Source organism: Marinomonas flavescens (assembly GCF_004352835.1).
GTDB classification, from domain to species: domain Bacteria; phylum Pseudomonadota; class Gammaproteobacteria; order Pseudomonadales; family Marinomonadaceae; genus Marinomonas; species Marinomonas flavescens.
This window is the reverse complement of record NZ_SJSB01000013.1, coordinates 53,301-68,189: the sequence shown is the minus strand read 5'-3', so window position 1 is coordinate 68,189 and position 14,889 is coordinate 53,301. Positions and strand designations below refer to the sequence as shown.

The following is a 14,889-nucleotide window of genomic DNA, read 5'->3' as shown; positions in this document are numbered from 1 at the left end:
ATTTGTATATTGAGCCAATAGTAGGATAGAAAGTTGTAGTTAAAGCGAGGTAGACTCTAGAAAGGTGTTTAGAAATTGTTCATTGATGAGCGAGTTACTAGCGAAATAGATTATCTGAATAGATAAAAGGAAGGCATAGCTGAGTATGAAAAAAATACCCACCGTTTTGATTGTCGATGATGTACCAGAGAATCTACGAGTCTTAAATGATGTCATTGCTGCATTAAATTGCACTGTGGTTGTTGCGAACTCCGGAGAGCGCGCATTAGCCTTGCTAGATAGAACCGAACCTTGTTTGGTGCTTTTAGACGTCATGATGGGGGGGATAGATGGTTTTGAAACATGTCAAAAAATCAGAGCGAATCCTAAATTTAAAGACCTTCCTGTTGTTTTTGTCACCGCATTAGTCGATGACATTAGTCGAGGTTTTGAAGTGGGTGGTAATGATTACATTAGTAAGCCTATTCGAGTGGAAGAAGTTCGTTCGCGTGTTGCCCATCAATTGGAACGCTTCAACTTGATGAATGAGCTAAAAGACCTAAACCTTGAGTTAGAAGAAAAAGTTCGAGAGCGTACTGCAGATCTTAACCTTGTGAATCGTAACCTGCGCAAAGAGGTGAACGAGCGGCGCTATATGCAAGACCGCTTAAACTATCTTGCTCAGCATGATTTTGTTACTCAACTTTATAATCGTGATGCGTTAGACGAACACATTACTCATATAATCTCTGGCGTTCAAAGCAAATCTAATGCGCACACTCCTTATTTTATTCTGATCGATATTAATGAATTCCGTCTGATCAATGATGCTTGTGGCTGTATTGCAGGGGATGAGTTACTTCATCAGTTCGCGTCATTAATTAATGAGCTTTGCTCGCCGCAGCGAGATTTTTGTACGCGATTAAGCGGCGATAAGTTTGCTATTGCTGTCGGACGCGGTGGTGTAGAAGCGGTAGAGTCTTTATTTCGAATTATGACTCAACGTATTGAAGACTTTTCGTTTGTATGGGATGGGCGTCAATTTCGCACTTCTGTAACAACGGTCGCTATTCCTATTACGTTAGAAATGGTCTCTTTTGAACAAGTGATTATGCTGGCAGATGAAGTAAGTTATTCCAGCAAAAAATCAGGTGTTCATTCACGAATTGTTAAAAATGCAAGCGATCTTGGTTATGAGGAGCGAAGAGGTAATTTGAACTGGGGACTGCGCATTGTCGATGGTCTTGCAAAGAATTTATTCGAGGTGCATTTCCAGCAAGTACTTCCTTTAACTAAGGCTGAGGACATAGGAAAGAAAATTGAAATTTTAGTTCGCTTAAAAGATGAAAAAAGTGGCGAGCTTATTTACCCTAATGATTTTATTCGAGCTGCAGAGCGCTTTGGTATTATCTCAAAAATAGATCGCTGGGTAATTAGTCACACCATGCGGCAGTTTTCAGAAAGGCCTCATCTATGGGAAGAGGTTAGCCAAGTAGCACTTAACGTCTCTGCGCTATCTGTTCGTGAAACTGACTTTGCCCACTTTATTATCGAACAGTTAGATATTTACCAGTTAGATGGTCGTAAGTTTTGCTTTGAAATCACTGAAACAGAAGCATTAAATAATTTTGTCGATACGCGACGTTTTATGTCTTTATTGCATGAGCGTGGGTGCAGTATTGCTTTGGATGATTTTGGTACGGGCTTTTCTTCGTTCGCCTATTTGATGGATTTACCTTTTGATCTGATCAAAATTGACGGTATTTTTGTAAAAGATATGCATCTAAACGCCATCCATTATGGCATGGTTGATTCGATCGTAAAGCTGGCCAAAATGCTGGATAAACCCGTGGTGGCAGAGTTTGTTGAAAATCAAGAGATTGTCTTGCAGCTACAGGAACTAGGGGTGGAATGGGGGCAGGGCTACCACTTCCATAAACCCGAAAAGCTGTAAGGTTTTCATGCGTCCCTTAGCATAGAGCCTAAGGGGCGACGCACAGGAAGAGGCGCGTTGCGCACGACCTCGCTTGACCCTCTAAGGAATCTGTACATGCTGTCTGGAACATCGACCATTTTTAGTCTATTAATCTTTTTGTTCATCGCCACAGCCACGGTTCTGATTGTCTTCCAATTGATTTTTCTGATTCGTTTTAAACATCTGCAACGACGTTATTCTAAAGCCATTTTGGCCACCAAAGCGGGCGTCTGGGAATGGTTTCCACAAAGTAAAAAGTTTTATATCTCTTCTGAATTTTTTGCCCAGTTTGGCTTTGAGGAAGAAGATACTCCCAATAGTATTCAGGACTGGTTAGCCTACCTTAAAAAAGAAGATCGACTGGCTTTTAATGAATGGACCGTGACCATTTTAACGCAGCAAGAGAATCAAATAACGCCACAGTTTCTGCGTTTTCGTATTGATGATATTCATGGAGAAAGTCAGTGGCTTGAAATGCGTGGCAGTGTGACGCGTTGGGATGGCCGCCGACGTGTGCAATGTATTGTCGGTACTTTGGAGCAGGTCAATCATCTCGTCGACGCAGAAAATGAGCTAATTTCTGCGCGTGAAACCGCCCGTCGCCGTGAGCTGATTCTATCCTCTTTGCTGAATAATATTCCGGACCCTGTGTGGTCTAAAGATCAACAGGGTCGCTACCTAGATTGCAACGATGCCTTTTTGCTGTTTAATAATTTGTCGCGCGATGAAATAAAAGGGAAAACAGACCAAGAACTGAATCTCGATGACAATGGGCAATACTACCAAGATCGGGACAATCAAGCTTTGCAGGATGGAGAAACCTTGCATGAACACTGCTGGGGCACGGCGGCAGATGGCAGTGGTCAGCGATTGTTTGAAGTGTATCGGGTGCCCATCGAAGAGCCGTCATTAAATTTTAAAGGCGTCTTGGGGATCGCCAGAGACATCACCGAGCGCAACGAACTTATTCGTGAATTAAAATTGTTTAAAAGCTTTGCCGATAATTCCGCTCAAGGGTTTGGTATGGCCACGCTCAATGGGGACATGTCTTACCTGAATAAAAAAATGCGTGACCTGCTTTGTATTGGCGATGATGTGCCGGTAAAAAATTTAAATTACCTTGATTTTTATTCGTCTAATAGCCGACAGTTTCTAGCCAATACCGTGATTCCTTATGTTAAAGAGCATGGTGTTTGGGAAGGTGAATTGCAGGCGAAAAGTATGGATGGGCGAATTTTCGAAACCTATGAAACCTATTTCATTTTGCGCAACGACGAGGGGGCTGCAATATCCTTTGGCGATATCATGAGTGATATTAGCGAGCAGAAAAATGTCTCCGCTCAGCTGGAAAATGCGAAGCAGGTGGCCGAACAGGCAAGCCAAGCCAAAAGTAATTTTTTGGCGAATATGAGTCATGAAATTCGCACTCCGCTGAATGCCATTATTGGTTACGCACAATTGATTCGAGAAGACATGTCACTGAATGGTGTTGCTAAAACACGCTTTCAAGCCATTGAAGGTGCAGGCGAACGCTTGTTGGCATTGATTAATGATATTTTAGACATCGCGCGAATCGAATCGGGCCGTATGATATTACACAGTCAAAAAGTCAGTTTACGAAAAGAAATACAACAGGTTATTAAGCTATTGCAGGGGCAGGCGCAAAAGAAAGGGCTACAGCTTATCGCCGACCTCGATATGCCAGCTGAGCTGTGGGTGTGGATTGACCCAGTTAAATTCCATCAAGTGCTGACCAATTTAGTCGGTAACGCGGTGAAGTTTACCACCACAGGATCCGTGACAGTAACCGGGCGGTATCAAGATGATTTACTTGAGTTGGTAGTCTCAGACACAGGGCCGGGCATTGATAATACGCAGATGGACAGTCTATTTACTCCCTTTGTCCAAGGAGAGGCAGGGCAGCGAGAAGGTGGTACTGGGCTTGGCTTGGCTTTGTCACACACCTTGGTGAAATTGATGGGTGGATCATTGTCTATTCAAAGTCTACCTGGGGCAGGGACTCATGTTACCGTGATGATGCCAATTTCAGTGATGGCAGAAGACGTGACCCTTGAGTATCCTATCTATGAAGCGGGTTCTCACAGTCGGTTAAGTCATCCTATTAGCGTGCTGGTGGCGGAAGACGATGACTGGTCTCGGGATATTTTGGTGTCTCTACTAGAGAAGGCGGGTTGTCAAATTATCGAAGCAGAAGATGGTGAGATTGCCATCGAGCGCTTTAAAACATATCGCCCTGATATGGTAATGACTGATATCCGAATGCCAAACAAAAGCGGCCAAGATTTGCTGAAAGCGATTCAAGCGTTGGACCCTGATGGTAAGGTCCCCGTTATTGCCGTAACCGCTTCCACCATGACCCATGAATTAGCCGAGTTGAAAAAAGACGGCTTTTGGCAGGTTATCGCTAAACCTTATAAAGTGGAAGAAGTCTATGAGGCTTTGGTGACTCATATGAATGTGTGCTTTGTGCCTATTTTCGATGATAAAAAAGAGGCGGCGTTAGCGTCTTCTCAGCCAAGAAAAATAGCATCGTCATCGAGTGCGATGACGGGCTTGGATTGGCAGGCAATTTATTGGGCAGCCAAGAGTGGCGATATCAATAAAGCCAGTGAGCAGCTGGATTTGTTCAGTGAAAAGCTATCCTCTGAGCAACGACACGATATCGCGCAAGCCATCGATATTTTTGATTTAGAATTGGTCGAGCAATTAATTGTGAGTTTCTATCCGGATGTGCTGTTGACGGGAGACGATCCATCTCGCTTGTAAGCTGTTTTTTATTCATCTTCAGTGCCGAGTTTTGAGTTTGACATAACTTAAGGCCACGGATAAGGTTCAAACGAGACAATACATAGTAAAACCGCCTACAATAGGCGGTTTTCTACTTTCCCTTTGACCCCAACCGATGATAGGTAACACCATGAGCAGCCTAGCCCATTGCAACTTTCCTTTTACCGCAGTAGCAGGGCAAGAGTCTTTAAAGCTGGCGCTTATTTTATCGGCGATTAATCCGAGAATTGGCGGGGTCTTGATTAGCGGACCGCGCGGTTCAGCAAAATCAACGTTAGCTCGTGGTTTGTCCGGTGTGATGCCTGCGTTGCAAGGTGATGATCTTGCGCCTTTTGCGACATTGCCTCTTGGTGCCAGTGAAGATCGATTACTGGGGGCTTTGGATTTGCAGCAGGTATTGCAAGAGAAAGAGGTTGCCTTCAAACCAGGCTTGTTAAGTCGTGCCCACGGCGGTGTTTTGTACGTTGATGAGGTGAATTTACTCAGCGATCATTTGGTGGATCAACTGCTTGATGTGTCGGCCAGCGGCGTCAATCGTATTGAACGTGATGGTGTCAGCCACGAACATGAAGCGCGCTTTTTATTAGTCGGCACCATGAACCCAGACGAAGGGGAATTACGGCCACAGTTGCAAGATCGTTTTGGTTTGATGGTCACCCTAGACAACCACTACAGCTTGGAAGAACGAGTGCAAATCGTGCGCTTACGTGATGAGTATGACCAAGACCCTAAAGCCTTTTGTGACGCCTTCAAATACAAGCAACGTAACTTAAAAAACAGCATACAGATAGCGCGTAATGGCTTGTCCAAAGTTCGCTGTGCCGACGCACTGCGCATGGACATTGCCAGCCGTTGTCAAGACGCTCAGGTGGACGGTGTACGAGCGGACATTGTTTGGGTAAGAGCGGCGATGACGCATGCGGCATGGCGAGGTGCAACCACAGTGTCTATCGATGATATTCAAGTGGTAGAAACCTTGGTGTTAGCGCATCGTCGACATAACAATCCTCCTCAATCACCAAGCGCTAAGCCTTCCTCTCCACCCCCTTCAACACCGCCATCAAGACGGCCACCGCATTCCTTGCCTGATGATGCACAAGGCGCCGCAAAAGAATCCAATTCGCAAGGTGACTGGGGTAGTATGCAACCAGAACAGCAAGCGACGAGTGAGCGAATCAGTGTACCAATAGCGCACACGGCGGAGGCATTGACGACACCATCGGCTAATTTCAGTGAGGTTACGCCGGGAAAGCAACGAGGTAAGACGCAGGGCGGATATCGTCCTGATGCGTCCGTTATGGGAGAAGGGATTGATTGGTTTAGAAGTATTATTCGTCATCCCCAGAGCTGGCCACCGCGTCAGTTATTGCCTAAAAAACGCCATACAGGTTTGCCTGTGTTGCATCTGGTATTGCTCGATACCTCGGCGTCTACATTAGCGCAAGGAGTGTTTGCGAATGCCAAAGGGGTGATTTTAGACATTGCCCAACGAGCTTACTTAGCGCGCGAACAAATGGCGATCTTAGGCTTTGGCCAAGAGTCGGTGTCAGCGGTATTGCCCAAAGTGCGCGCGCCCAAGGAAATTTTAGCAAGGCTGGATGAGTTAGCGGCGGGTGGTGGCACGCCTTTTCGTCTTGCGATTGAAAAAGTCAGTCAATATTTGATGCAACAACATAAGGCGACAACCGGCTTAGTGAGCCAAACCTATATTTTAACGGATGGCCGCACGCAAGCGGATGTGACGGATTTTTCACCTACCAGCAACAAAGTATTATTAGGTCAGTGTGTCTTGATCGACACCGAAAACACACCGGTTAAACGAGGCCGAGGGGCTGAAATCGCGCAACAGCTTGGCGCAGATTACCTATTATTAAATTCGCTTTTAGAGACCACATCATGAGTCAAGAAACCATCTATTGCCCGGCTATTTTTCTTACTGCACCGGCATCGAACCAAGGTAAAACAACCATTACAGCGGCGTTGGCACGGTATTTCACCAAACAAGGTAAAGTGGTTCGAGTGTTTAAAACAGGGCCTGATTATTTAGACCCGCAAATTCTTGCCCAAGCTTCGAAGCAGCCAGTTGAGCAACTCGATATCTGGATGGCAGGTGATGATTACTGCCAAGACCGTTTGTACCAAGCGGCACAAATAGCCGATCTGATCCTTATTGAAGGGGCGATGGGGATGTTCGATGGTGATCCATCTAGTGCTGACCTTGCCGCGCGTTTTGGTATTCCGATGGCGATCGTGATGGACGTAAAAGGCATGGCACAAACCGCGGCGGCATTAGCCACAGGATTGGCCAATTTTCGCGACGATGTCCGCGTTGTAGGTTTGATTGCTAACCGTTGCGGCAGCGAACGACACGCAGAGTTAATTCGCGATGCTTTGCCTCCTTCATTACCATTATTGGCTGCGCTAAAACGCGATGAAGACGTGACTTTGCCTGAGCGTCATTTGGGCTTGGTGCAAGCCGAAGAAGTCGCGGATGAGCTTGAGCTTCGCTTTGAAGCCGCCGTTGACTGGTTACAGGAGTCAACCGATGCAGGCTTATTAACACTGCCAGAGCCAGTGGCATTTTTACCCGCTGAACAAGATTATGCTGAGGCGCCAGCCAAGCGTCATTTACAAGGTAGAACCATCGCGGTGGCGAGAGATGCCGCTTTTAGTTTTATTTACGATGCCAATTTAAACGCATTAAAAAGCTTGGGCGCGGAGATCGCTTTCTTTTCCCCATTGAATGACGCCACAGTACCCGATGCGGATGCCGTTTGGTTGCCCGGCGGTTACCCAGAGTTGCACACCAAAGCGCTGTCTGAAAACACCAGCATGCATTCATCTCTTCAGGCCTTCTTTGCCAGTGGAAAACCCTTGCTCGCTGAGTGTGGTGGTATGTTGTACAGCCTAGAAGAACTGACGGATTTAGAAGGTCAGTGCTATCCTATGTTAGGCATTTTATCTGGCCAAGGCGCGATGCGCGGTAAGCGTGGTTGCCAAGGGATGCAAACCGCGGTGATACCGCAGGGTGAGATTCGTGGACACGCCCACCATAGGTCACGCAGTGCGAACACGCCAGAACCCGTTGGTCACGGACGTCGCCAGCGACATCCCGCGCCAGGGGAAGCAATCTATCAACAGCAAGGCTTAACCGCCAGCTATCTGCATTTGTTTTTCCCATCGAATTTAGACGCCACAGCGGCACTCTTTTTAGGTGTAACCAGCTTGGCTGAGAGCGCATAATATGTGGCCAGAAAGCGCAGAAAAGCCAGCACCATTACGCACCGGATTGACCACAGGTACCTGTGCGACCGCGTGTTGTGTGGCGGCGGCGCAAGCGCTTTTTGCTCAACGACAAGACCGCACCGTGAATGTCACCTTGCCAAAAGGTAAGCAGGTTGATCTGACGATTGAAGATTATGCGCTGAGCGAATCCAGTGTGCGTACCTCGACCATAAAAGACGCGGGAGATGATCCAGACGCAACTCACGGTGCGACGATTTTTGTTGAACTGACGTTGTGTGCCGAACAAGGGGTGCATTTTTCTGCGGCAGAAGGGGTTGGAACAGTGACTCGAACCGGTTTGCTGTTAGACGTGGGTGAGCCTGCCATCAACCCAGTTCCGCGAAAAATGATGACCGAGCACCTAGCAGGCTTCGCCGAAACGTATCATTACCAGGGCGGCTTTGTCGTGTCTGTCGGCGTGATTAATGGGGCTCAGATTGCAGAAAAAACCATGAACCCTCGTCTTGGTATTCTTGGCGGAATTTCGATTTTAGGTACCACAGGCATTGTGCGACCGTTTTCTTGCGCGGCTTATATTGCTTCTATCCATCAAGGCGTCGATGTGGCACGGGCAAATGGCATCACTCATATTGCGGCCACCACGGGCAATGCGAGCGAAGACGCGATTAAAGCGCATTATCAGCTTGATGACATGGCGTTGATCGAAATGGGAGATTTCGTCGGTGCTGTGCTCAAGCATGTGCGAAAAGTAGAACAGAACGGTGCGACCAAATTGACCAAACTAAGCCTGTGTGGCGGTTTTGGTAAAATCAGCAAGTTAGCGCAACGGCATATGGATCTAAACAGCCGAGTGTCGAGTATCGACTTACCTGCATTGGCTGACTTAGCGGTAAGTTTAGGAGCGAATGCTGAGCTAGAAAACAGTATGACTCAGGCAAACACCAGTGTGGAAGCCCTCAAATTTGCCCAACAAGCGGGACTGCCTCTTGCGGACGCGATTTGCGCGCAGGCATTGGCTTTTGCTCGCACTTATATACCGTCTCATATCGCATTAGAAGTATGGGCGATTGATCGTCGCGGTCATTTTGTCGGCCATGCAGCGGATGCTCCGGCATTAGGAAACGCACAATGAAAATCTTATTATTAGGTGGTACCGCCGATGGCCGTCGGTTAGCAGATACCCTTCATCAAGCAGGCATTCGTGTGGTGTACAGCTTGGCTGGATTGGTGCGAGTACCCAAAGTGGATTGTGAGCTGGTGGTGGGTGGTTTTACTCAATTTGGTGGTTTAGCCGCTTATATACGAGCCAATCAGATCGGCATGGTTTTGGATGTGACGCACCCCTATGCTCAAACAATGAGTCGTAAAGCCGTCTTGGCAGCGCGTGAAGTTGGCATTCCTTGTTGGCGCTTTCATCGCCCAGCTTGGCAACCCAAAGAGGGCGATCGCTGGTGTTATTACCAAGATGATGCCGCACTACTTTCATTACTCCAAACATTTCGCACTCCCTTACTGAGTGCAGGGCAAATGACTGATGCTTTATTGAGAGCGATTCTCAAAAATGATAGTGTAACGTCTGTTATTTGGCGTACTGCTGTCGCGGCGAAATTTTCTTTGCCAGAGAGAGTTCAGTGGATTAAAGCCATTGGACCTTTTGGTTTAAAAGAAGAGCGACACTTGCTGCTTGATCATCAAATCGATGTCATTGTGAGTAAAAACAGCGGAGGCGATGCCACTTACGCAAAGCTAGTCGCGGCTCGAGAATTAGGCATCACAGTGCTGCTTCAGGAACGTCCTGAATTACCTGCAGCGGACAAAGAATTTAACACGACAGAAGCGTGTCTAGAGGCTTGCTTAAAAGCCTGTAGCACCTTTACTCATGATCGAAAAGACAGCCAACAGTGACCAAACCTACAAACGAAGTAACCAGCCATAAGAGCCATTCCATGTTAGAGCCGCCACGCTACGAACAAAACCCTCAAGCGATTGAACAAGACAGCTTTCGTCAAATTCGTGAACTGACCGAGCTTGCTGGACTGACGCTAGATCAACAGCAAGTTGCCATGCGAATCGTTCACAGTTTGGGACTGCCTGATGTGGCACAAAATGTACGATTTAGTGCTAATGCGACACAAGCAGGTCGGGAGGCATTGGCGAGTAACGGCGCTATTTTATGTGACGTGGAAATGGTTAAACAAGGGGTGACTAAACGCATGATTGAGCGTGATCCCTTGTGTTTTTTAAATGATCCTACGGTGGCCATGCTGGCGAAAAGTCGTGGTGAAACACGATCTATGGCGGCGTTAAGTCTCTGGACTGACTCGTTAGCTGGCAGCGTGGTATTGATCGGCAATGCGCCGACGGCGTTGTTTCGTTTGTTGGAAATGATTAAGCAAGGGGCGCCAAAGCCAGCCTTGATTATTGGTATGCCGGTGGGGTTTGTAGGGGCAGCAGAGTCGAAACAAGCGCTTTGGGATGCACATGAAGCGCTAGGTGTTGAATGCATTACCTTGCTGGGTCGTATGGGCGGCAGCGCAGTAACATCCGCCAGCTGCAACGCTTTATTACGCTGTAACTTAGACGAGTATTATTAATGCAGATTCACGTCATTGGGCTGGGGGTTGCGGAGCGCGCCACGCTAGATCGTCAAGCGCAAGTGGTGTTATCCAGTTTGGCAGAGCACGACATCGTGCTGGGTTCGCCTCGACAACACGACACGCTAGTGGATTATCCGCATCAGGCTCAGGTTGAACGGCTGCCAAAACTGTCCCAATTGGCCACTAGCTTTGAGCAATGGCAACAACAAGGCTGCGCGAAAGTGGTCGTGCTGGCTTCAGGAGACCCATTATTTTATGGGATAGGGGCTTGGCTAAAGCGTCATTTTGGTGGCGAAGCTTCTCAGCATGAATTGGTTTTTTACCCGAACGTGTCCAGTATTCAAGTGGCTTGTCATCGTCTAGGGTTATCACTACAAGACGTTGCAGTGGTCAGTTTGCATGGTCGTCCATTGTCGAACTTACGCCGCTTATTACACGCGAATAAAACCTTAGTGCTACTGACGGATCAGCATAGCCAGCCAGCGCAGATTGCCGCAGAGTGCTTAGCGGCAGGGCTTGATCACAGTGATATTATTGTTTGTGAAGCATTAGGTTATCAAAACGAACAAGTGCGCCATTTTTCAGTCGCGGACTTGCTCGCAAAAAAGGTGCCGTCTTTTGACCCTTTGAATGTGATTGTCGTGAAAACGAGCGCTTCAAATACCTCTCATGGAAGCTTTTATCCTACTTCCCCTGGCATCCCTGATCACGCTTTTGTCACGGACAAAGGGGATGGCAAAGGGATGATTACCAAGCGTGAAGTCAGGTTGATTATCCTGTCTTACTTGAATATTCAAGAGGGCGACACCGTGTGGGATATTGGTGCGGGTTGCGGCGGTGTGAGCGTGGAATTAGCGTACTGGCACCCGCGTAGTAAGGTCGTTGCCATTGAACATCACCCTGAGCGTTTAGCGTGTTTAGAGGCCAACCAAGAGCGTTTTGGCGTAACGCAAAATCTATCTATTGTGGCTGGGCGTGCTCCCGCGGCGCTAGCGGATTTGCCCTTGCCTGATAAGGTATTTATTGGCGGTAGCGACGGCACCTTAAATGATCTGCTAACACAAGCATGGTCCTGTTTGCCTCTTGGTGGGCATTTAATGGTGAGCGCGGTGACAGAAGACAGCAAGTATCAAGTCATGCAATTTGCTACACAGCGAACGCAGGGCGAAGACTGCGAAGAGCAAAGTGTGCAATTGGCCGTGGCAAAACAAGACCGCTTAGCCGGACAGCGACTTTATCGCCCTAATTTACCAGTGACATTGTCTTTATTTATCAAGACGTCAATGGCGACTACTACACAAAAGGACACCGAGTAATGACCGCGGTCGAGATGACAACAAACGAACAAGCAAAAGGGCGCTTTATTGGTGTCGGTGTGGGTCCAGGGGACCCTGAATTGATTACGTTAAAAGCGTTGCGTTTAATCCAAAATGCCAGTGTGGTGAGCTATCTCGCCAACGGTGAAGGCAATTCACAAGCCAAAAACATTGCTAGCGAAGCCTTTGCTGGGGTGACTCATCCGCAAAATGAAATCGCCATTGTTATGCCAATGTCGACCGATCGTGAAGAAGCGAATAAGGCTTATGACGCAGGTGCTGAAGCGATTGCGGCTGAACTAGAACGTGGCCGCAACGTGGTGTTCTTGTGTGAGGGGGATCCGCTCTTTTTCGGCTCTTTCGCGTATTTATTAGAGCGCCTAGAAGGTCAATTCTCTTGCCAAGTGGTGCCTGGCGTGTCTTCTATTAACGCTGCTTCATCGGCGTTAAATCATCCGTTAACGGTATTGAAAGAATCGTTTGCCGTGGTAAGTGGTCGTCATTCTGCATTGCAAATCGATACGGCTTTAGAGCAGCATGACAGCGTTGTTATCATGAAAGCAGGCCGAGCACGCCCGCGAATCCTGACCGCATTACGTAAGACGAATCGCCTGCAAGACGCAAAATATCTAGAGTACATAGGCCGTGACAATGAGCGCATAGTGCAAGATGTCTCAACATTAGAAGACAAAGCCGGGCCGTATTTTTCTTTGTTTGTGGTCACTAAGAGTGAGCGAGGCACACGTTGATTCGCATTGTCGCTTTGACTCCTGCGGGTGAACAGCTTGGTAGGCGTTTGTTGCGACATTGGCCTGAGGCGGTGTTGGATTATAAGCCAAAGCCGTTTGCAAAGGTGGTGCAAACCGCCTTTCGGCAAGGCGAGCATCTGGTGTTTATTTGTGCTACTGGCATTGTTATGCGCACCTTGGCACCAGTAATGCAAGACAAACACCAAGACCCGCCGGTATTGGTGTTGGACGAGCTGGGTAAATTTGTGATTCCTCTGCTATCTGGCCACGAAGGTGGTGCGAATGATTGGGGCGCACAGGTGGCAGATGGCCTTGGCGCTCAGCTGGTGATGACCACTGCAAAAATGTATTTGAACCCTGTTTATACTCTTGGCATGGGGTGCGAGCGAGGCTGTCCACTTGAGTATTTGGAAGAGCTCATGTTGGAAGGCTTGTCCCAAAAAGGATTAACGCCGAGTGATATTCATTCCCTTAACAGTATTGATATCAAGGCTGATGAAGAGAACTTAATTGCGCTTGCAGAGAAATATGGCTGGCGATTTCAGACTTTTAGCGCAGCACAATTAACCCCGATGGCGAGTTTATTAAGTACAAGGTCAGACTATATATTTAATACGGTCGGCGTGTATGGTGTGGCAGAGTCCGCCGCATTACTGGCGGCTAAGCTGGCGACTAATTCACCGCCAGAATTGGTGCTAAATAAGATTAAAAATGGTAAAGCAACGGTCTCTATTGCGAGAACCTTCAAAAGATAATATGTTTAATCCATCGGCTTTTAGTAAATGTTTTTTCAGCTTTTTTTAGTCCATAGAATACTCATGAATTCGCTGTTTCAAATACTATTTGCTCATCATCTTAATTCCTAAGAGGCAAGAAAACGGCAACTATGGTGATCTTTTCTCTAGGTAATTGAATTCCCTTCTTTATTCTCCAATACTTTATATAGGCAGAGAATAAAGACATTGTGGAGGTATTTATGTCATTAAAAGCACTCTCTCAAGAAGAAATTGAATGGTCACTTAAAGAGCTTAATAAGTCTACTGACGGACGTTGGGTTGTTAAGGATGGCAAGCTGTCTCGCAGTTATACTTTTCGAAACTTTCAGCAAGCTTTTGGATTTATGACGCAGTGTGCCTTGGTTTCAGAACGAATGGACCATCACCCAGAATGGTCTAATTCCTATAATGAAGTTCATATTCAGTTGACCACTGAGGATGTGGAGGGCTTGTCTGAAAAAGACTTTCTATTGGCTGAGCAAATGGAGGTTCATGCATCGACGATAGATTAAGGTAAATGCGCCTAATCATGTCGTCTTGTTGTTTCTTAGCTACTTTAGGATGTTAGACCGCATCGAGTTTAAACAGTACCGACTTAGGGTTTACAGAGTTGGTACTGTTTGAAATGTCATGATCAAAATCCCATGATTCATACTTCTACAATGAGTTTATAGACCACCTAAGCTATTTATAGAATAGGATGTGGTTACTTTGTTAGTAATTAGGTTGTTGTTTTTTTGTAATGAATGGAGAACAGGTGATGGAAGATACACTAGCACCGATAAAAAGAGACCAGTCTTTAGGGGAAGAAATAGCCAATAGTATTAGTCACGGTATAGGCTTGCTAGCCGCCGTAATAGGTACACCATTTCTGATTGTGAGCGCCGTCGAAAACGCAGACGCTGGATTTGTTGTTGGTGTCAGTATTTTTTCGGCAACAATGATCTTATTGTATCTGGCATCGACACTTTATCATGCAGCACCTGCAGGCTCAGTTAAGAATTTTTTCCGTATCATTGACCATTCCGCCGTGTATTTTTTGATCGCCGGTACTTATACGCCTTTTATGCTTGGGGTTCTGCGTGGCGCTTGGGGTTGGTCTATCTTAGGTACAGTTTGGGGGCTTGCTGCTATTGGCGTATTGCTAAAAGCATTTGGTAAGGCGAAGCATCCTCTTGTTTCAACCGCTCTGTATGTTTTGCTTGGCTGGCTCATTATTATTGCGATCAAACCTTTGGTTGAATTGATGGCGCCACAAGGGTTATTACTGCTAGTACTTGGTGGCGTATTCTATACTTTAGGTGTGTTGTTTTATGCGTTTGACGAGCGTGTACGCTATGGGCATTTAATTTGGCATTTGTTTGTCTTATCGGGAACCGCGTGCCACTTTTTTTCTATTCTTTGGTATGGCGCTTATGCCGCAGTATAAAATGATGGGAGGCA

12 protein-coding genes are annotated in these 14,889 nt (G+C 46.9%); all 12 read left to right on the top strand.

Annotation, left to right across the window (positions count from 1 at the left end):
- The first annotated feature begins 145 nt into the window (after positions 1–145).
- The 12 genes from E0D70_RS13340 (at position 146) to trhA (ending at position 14,875) form a co-directional block, all read left to right on the top strand.
- Entirely contained in the window at positions 146–1,933 is a 1,788-nt protein-coding gene (locus tag E0D70_RS13340) for a two-component system response regulator (RefSeq protein ID WP_133012779.1), read from the top strand.
- 96 nt (positions 1,934–2,029) lie between these two features.
- A complete protein-coding gene (locus E0D70_RS13335; protein ID WP_133012778.1) occupies positions 2,030–4,741 on the top strand; it encodes a PAS domain-containing hybrid sensor histidine kinase/response regulator in 2,712 nt (903 codons plus the stop codon).
- Between the two features lie 151 nt (positions 4,742–4,892).
- Positions 4,893–6,662 carry an ATP-binding protein gene (locus E0D70_RS13330; RefSeq protein ID WP_133012777.1) on the top strand — a complete coding sequence of 590 codons (1,770 nt, stop codon included), beginning with the start codon at positions 4,893–4,895 and terminating at the stop codon, positions 6,660–6,662.
- Positions 6,659–8,005: a cobyrinic acid a,c-diamide synthase CobB gene (locus E0D70_RS13325; protein WP_133012776.1), complete on the top strand. Its 1,347-nt coding sequence runs from the start codon at positions 6,659–6,661 to the stop codon at positions 8,003–8,005. Before E0D70_RS13330 ends, E0D70_RS13325 begins: the two co-directional genes overlap by 4 nt.
- Position 8,006: 1 nt before the next feature.
- Positions 8,007–9,140 (top strand): cobalt-precorrin-5B (C(1))-methyltransferase, encoded by a 1,134-nt coding sequence (locus E0D70_RS13320; RefSeq protein ID WP_133012775.1) that lies wholly within the window; start codon positions 8,007–8,009, stop codon positions 9,138–9,140.
- Positions 9,137–9,913, top strand: a complete 777-nt coding sequence (locus E0D70_RS13315) for a precorrin-6A/cobalt-precorrin-6A reductase (RefSeq protein WP_133012774.1) — start codon at positions 9,137–9,139, stop codon at positions 9,911–9,913. The genes E0D70_RS13320 and E0D70_RS13315 overlap by 4 nt, the downstream gene beginning before the upstream one ends.
- A gap of 41 nt (positions 9,914–9,954) precedes the next feature.
- A complete protein-coding gene (locus tag E0D70_RS13310; RefSeq protein ID WP_133012822.1) occupies positions 9,955–10,602 on the top strand; it encodes a precorrin-8X methylmutase in 648 nt (215 codons plus the stop codon).
- On the top strand, positions 10,602–11,921 hold the full coding sequence (gene cbiE / locus E0D70_RS13305) for a precorrin-6y C5,15-methyltransferase (decarboxylating) subunit CbiE (RefSeq protein ID WP_133012773.1): 1,320 nt from the start codon (positions 10,602–10,604) through the stop codon (positions 11,919–11,921). The genes E0D70_RS13310 and cbiE overlap by 1 nt, the downstream gene beginning before the upstream one ends.
- Complete coding sequence (gene cobI / locus E0D70_RS13300) at positions 11,921–12,670, top strand: precorrin-2 C(20)-methyltransferase (RefSeq protein WP_240537135.1); 750 nt, start codon at positions 11,921–11,923, stop codon at positions 12,668–12,670. The genes cbiE and cobI overlap by 1 nt, the downstream gene beginning before the upstream one ends.
- Complete coding sequence (locus E0D70_RS13295) at positions 12,667–13,425, top strand: cobalamin biosynthesis protein (protein WP_133012772.1); 759 nt, start codon at positions 12,667–12,669, stop codon at positions 13,423–13,425. Before cobI ends, E0D70_RS13295 begins: the two co-directional genes overlap by 4 nt.
- 221 nt (positions 13,426–13,646) lie before the next feature.
- Positions 13,647–13,958 carry a 4a-hydroxytetrahydrobiopterin dehydratase gene (locus E0D70_RS13290; protein WP_133012771.1) on the top strand — a complete coding sequence of 104 codons (312 nt, stop codon included), beginning with the start codon at positions 13,647–13,649 and terminating at the stop codon, positions 13,956–13,958.
- Positions 13,959–14,206: 248 nt separating this feature from the next.
- A complete protein-coding gene (gene trhA / locus E0D70_RS13285; RefSeq protein WP_133012770.1) occupies positions 14,207–14,875 on the top strand; it encodes a PAQR family membrane homeostasis protein TrhA in 669 nt (222 codons plus the stop codon).
- The last annotated feature ends 14 nt before the right edge of the window (positions 14,876–14,889 follow it).

What these genes read in the sequence shown, in the direction of transcription:
- E0D70_RS13340 (WP_133012779.1), top strand. Translation starts at nt 146, where the DNA reads ATGAAAAAAATACCCACCGTTTTGATTGTCGATGATGTACCAGAGAAT.
- E0D70_RS13335 (WP_133012778.1), top strand. Translation starts at nt 2,030, where the DNA reads ATGCTGTCTGGAACATCGACCATTTTTAGTCTATTAATCTTTTTGTTC.
- E0D70_RS13330 (WP_133012777.1), top strand. Translation starts at nt 4,893, where the DNA reads ATGAGCAGCCTAGCCCATTGCAACTTTCCTTTTACCGCAGTAGCAGGG.
- E0D70_RS13325 (WP_133012776.1), top strand. Translation starts at nt 6,659, where the DNA reads ATGAGTCAAGAAACCATCTATTGCCCGGCTATTTTTCTTACTGCACCG.
- E0D70_RS13320 (WP_133012775.1), top strand. Translation starts at nt 8,007, where the DNA reads ATGTGGCCAGAAAGCGCAGAAAAGCCAGCACCATTACGCACCGGATTG.
- E0D70_RS13315 (WP_133012774.1), top strand. Translation starts at nt 9,137, where the DNA reads ATGAAAATCTTATTATTAGGTGGTACCGCCGATGGCCGTCGGTTAGCA.
- E0D70_RS13310 (WP_133012822.1), top strand. Translation starts at nt 9,955, where the DNA reads ATGTTAGAGCCGCCACGCTACGAACAAAACCCTCAAGCGATTGAACAA.
- cbiE (WP_133012773.1), top strand. Translation starts at nt 10,602, where the DNA reads ATGCAGATTCACGTCATTGGGCTGGGGGTTGCGGAGCGCGCCACGCTA.
- cobI (WP_240537135.1), top strand. Translation starts at nt 11,921, where the DNA reads ATGACCGCGGTCGAGATGACAACAAACGAACAAGCAAAAGGGCGCTTT.
- E0D70_RS13290 (WP_133012771.1), top strand. Translation starts at nt 13,647, where the DNA reads ATGTCATTAAAAGCACTCTCTCAAGAAGAAATTGAATGGTCACTTAAA.
- trhA (WP_133012770.1), top strand. Translation starts at nt 14,207, where the DNA reads ATGGAAGATACACTAGCACCGATAAAAAGAGACCAGTCTTTAGGGGAA.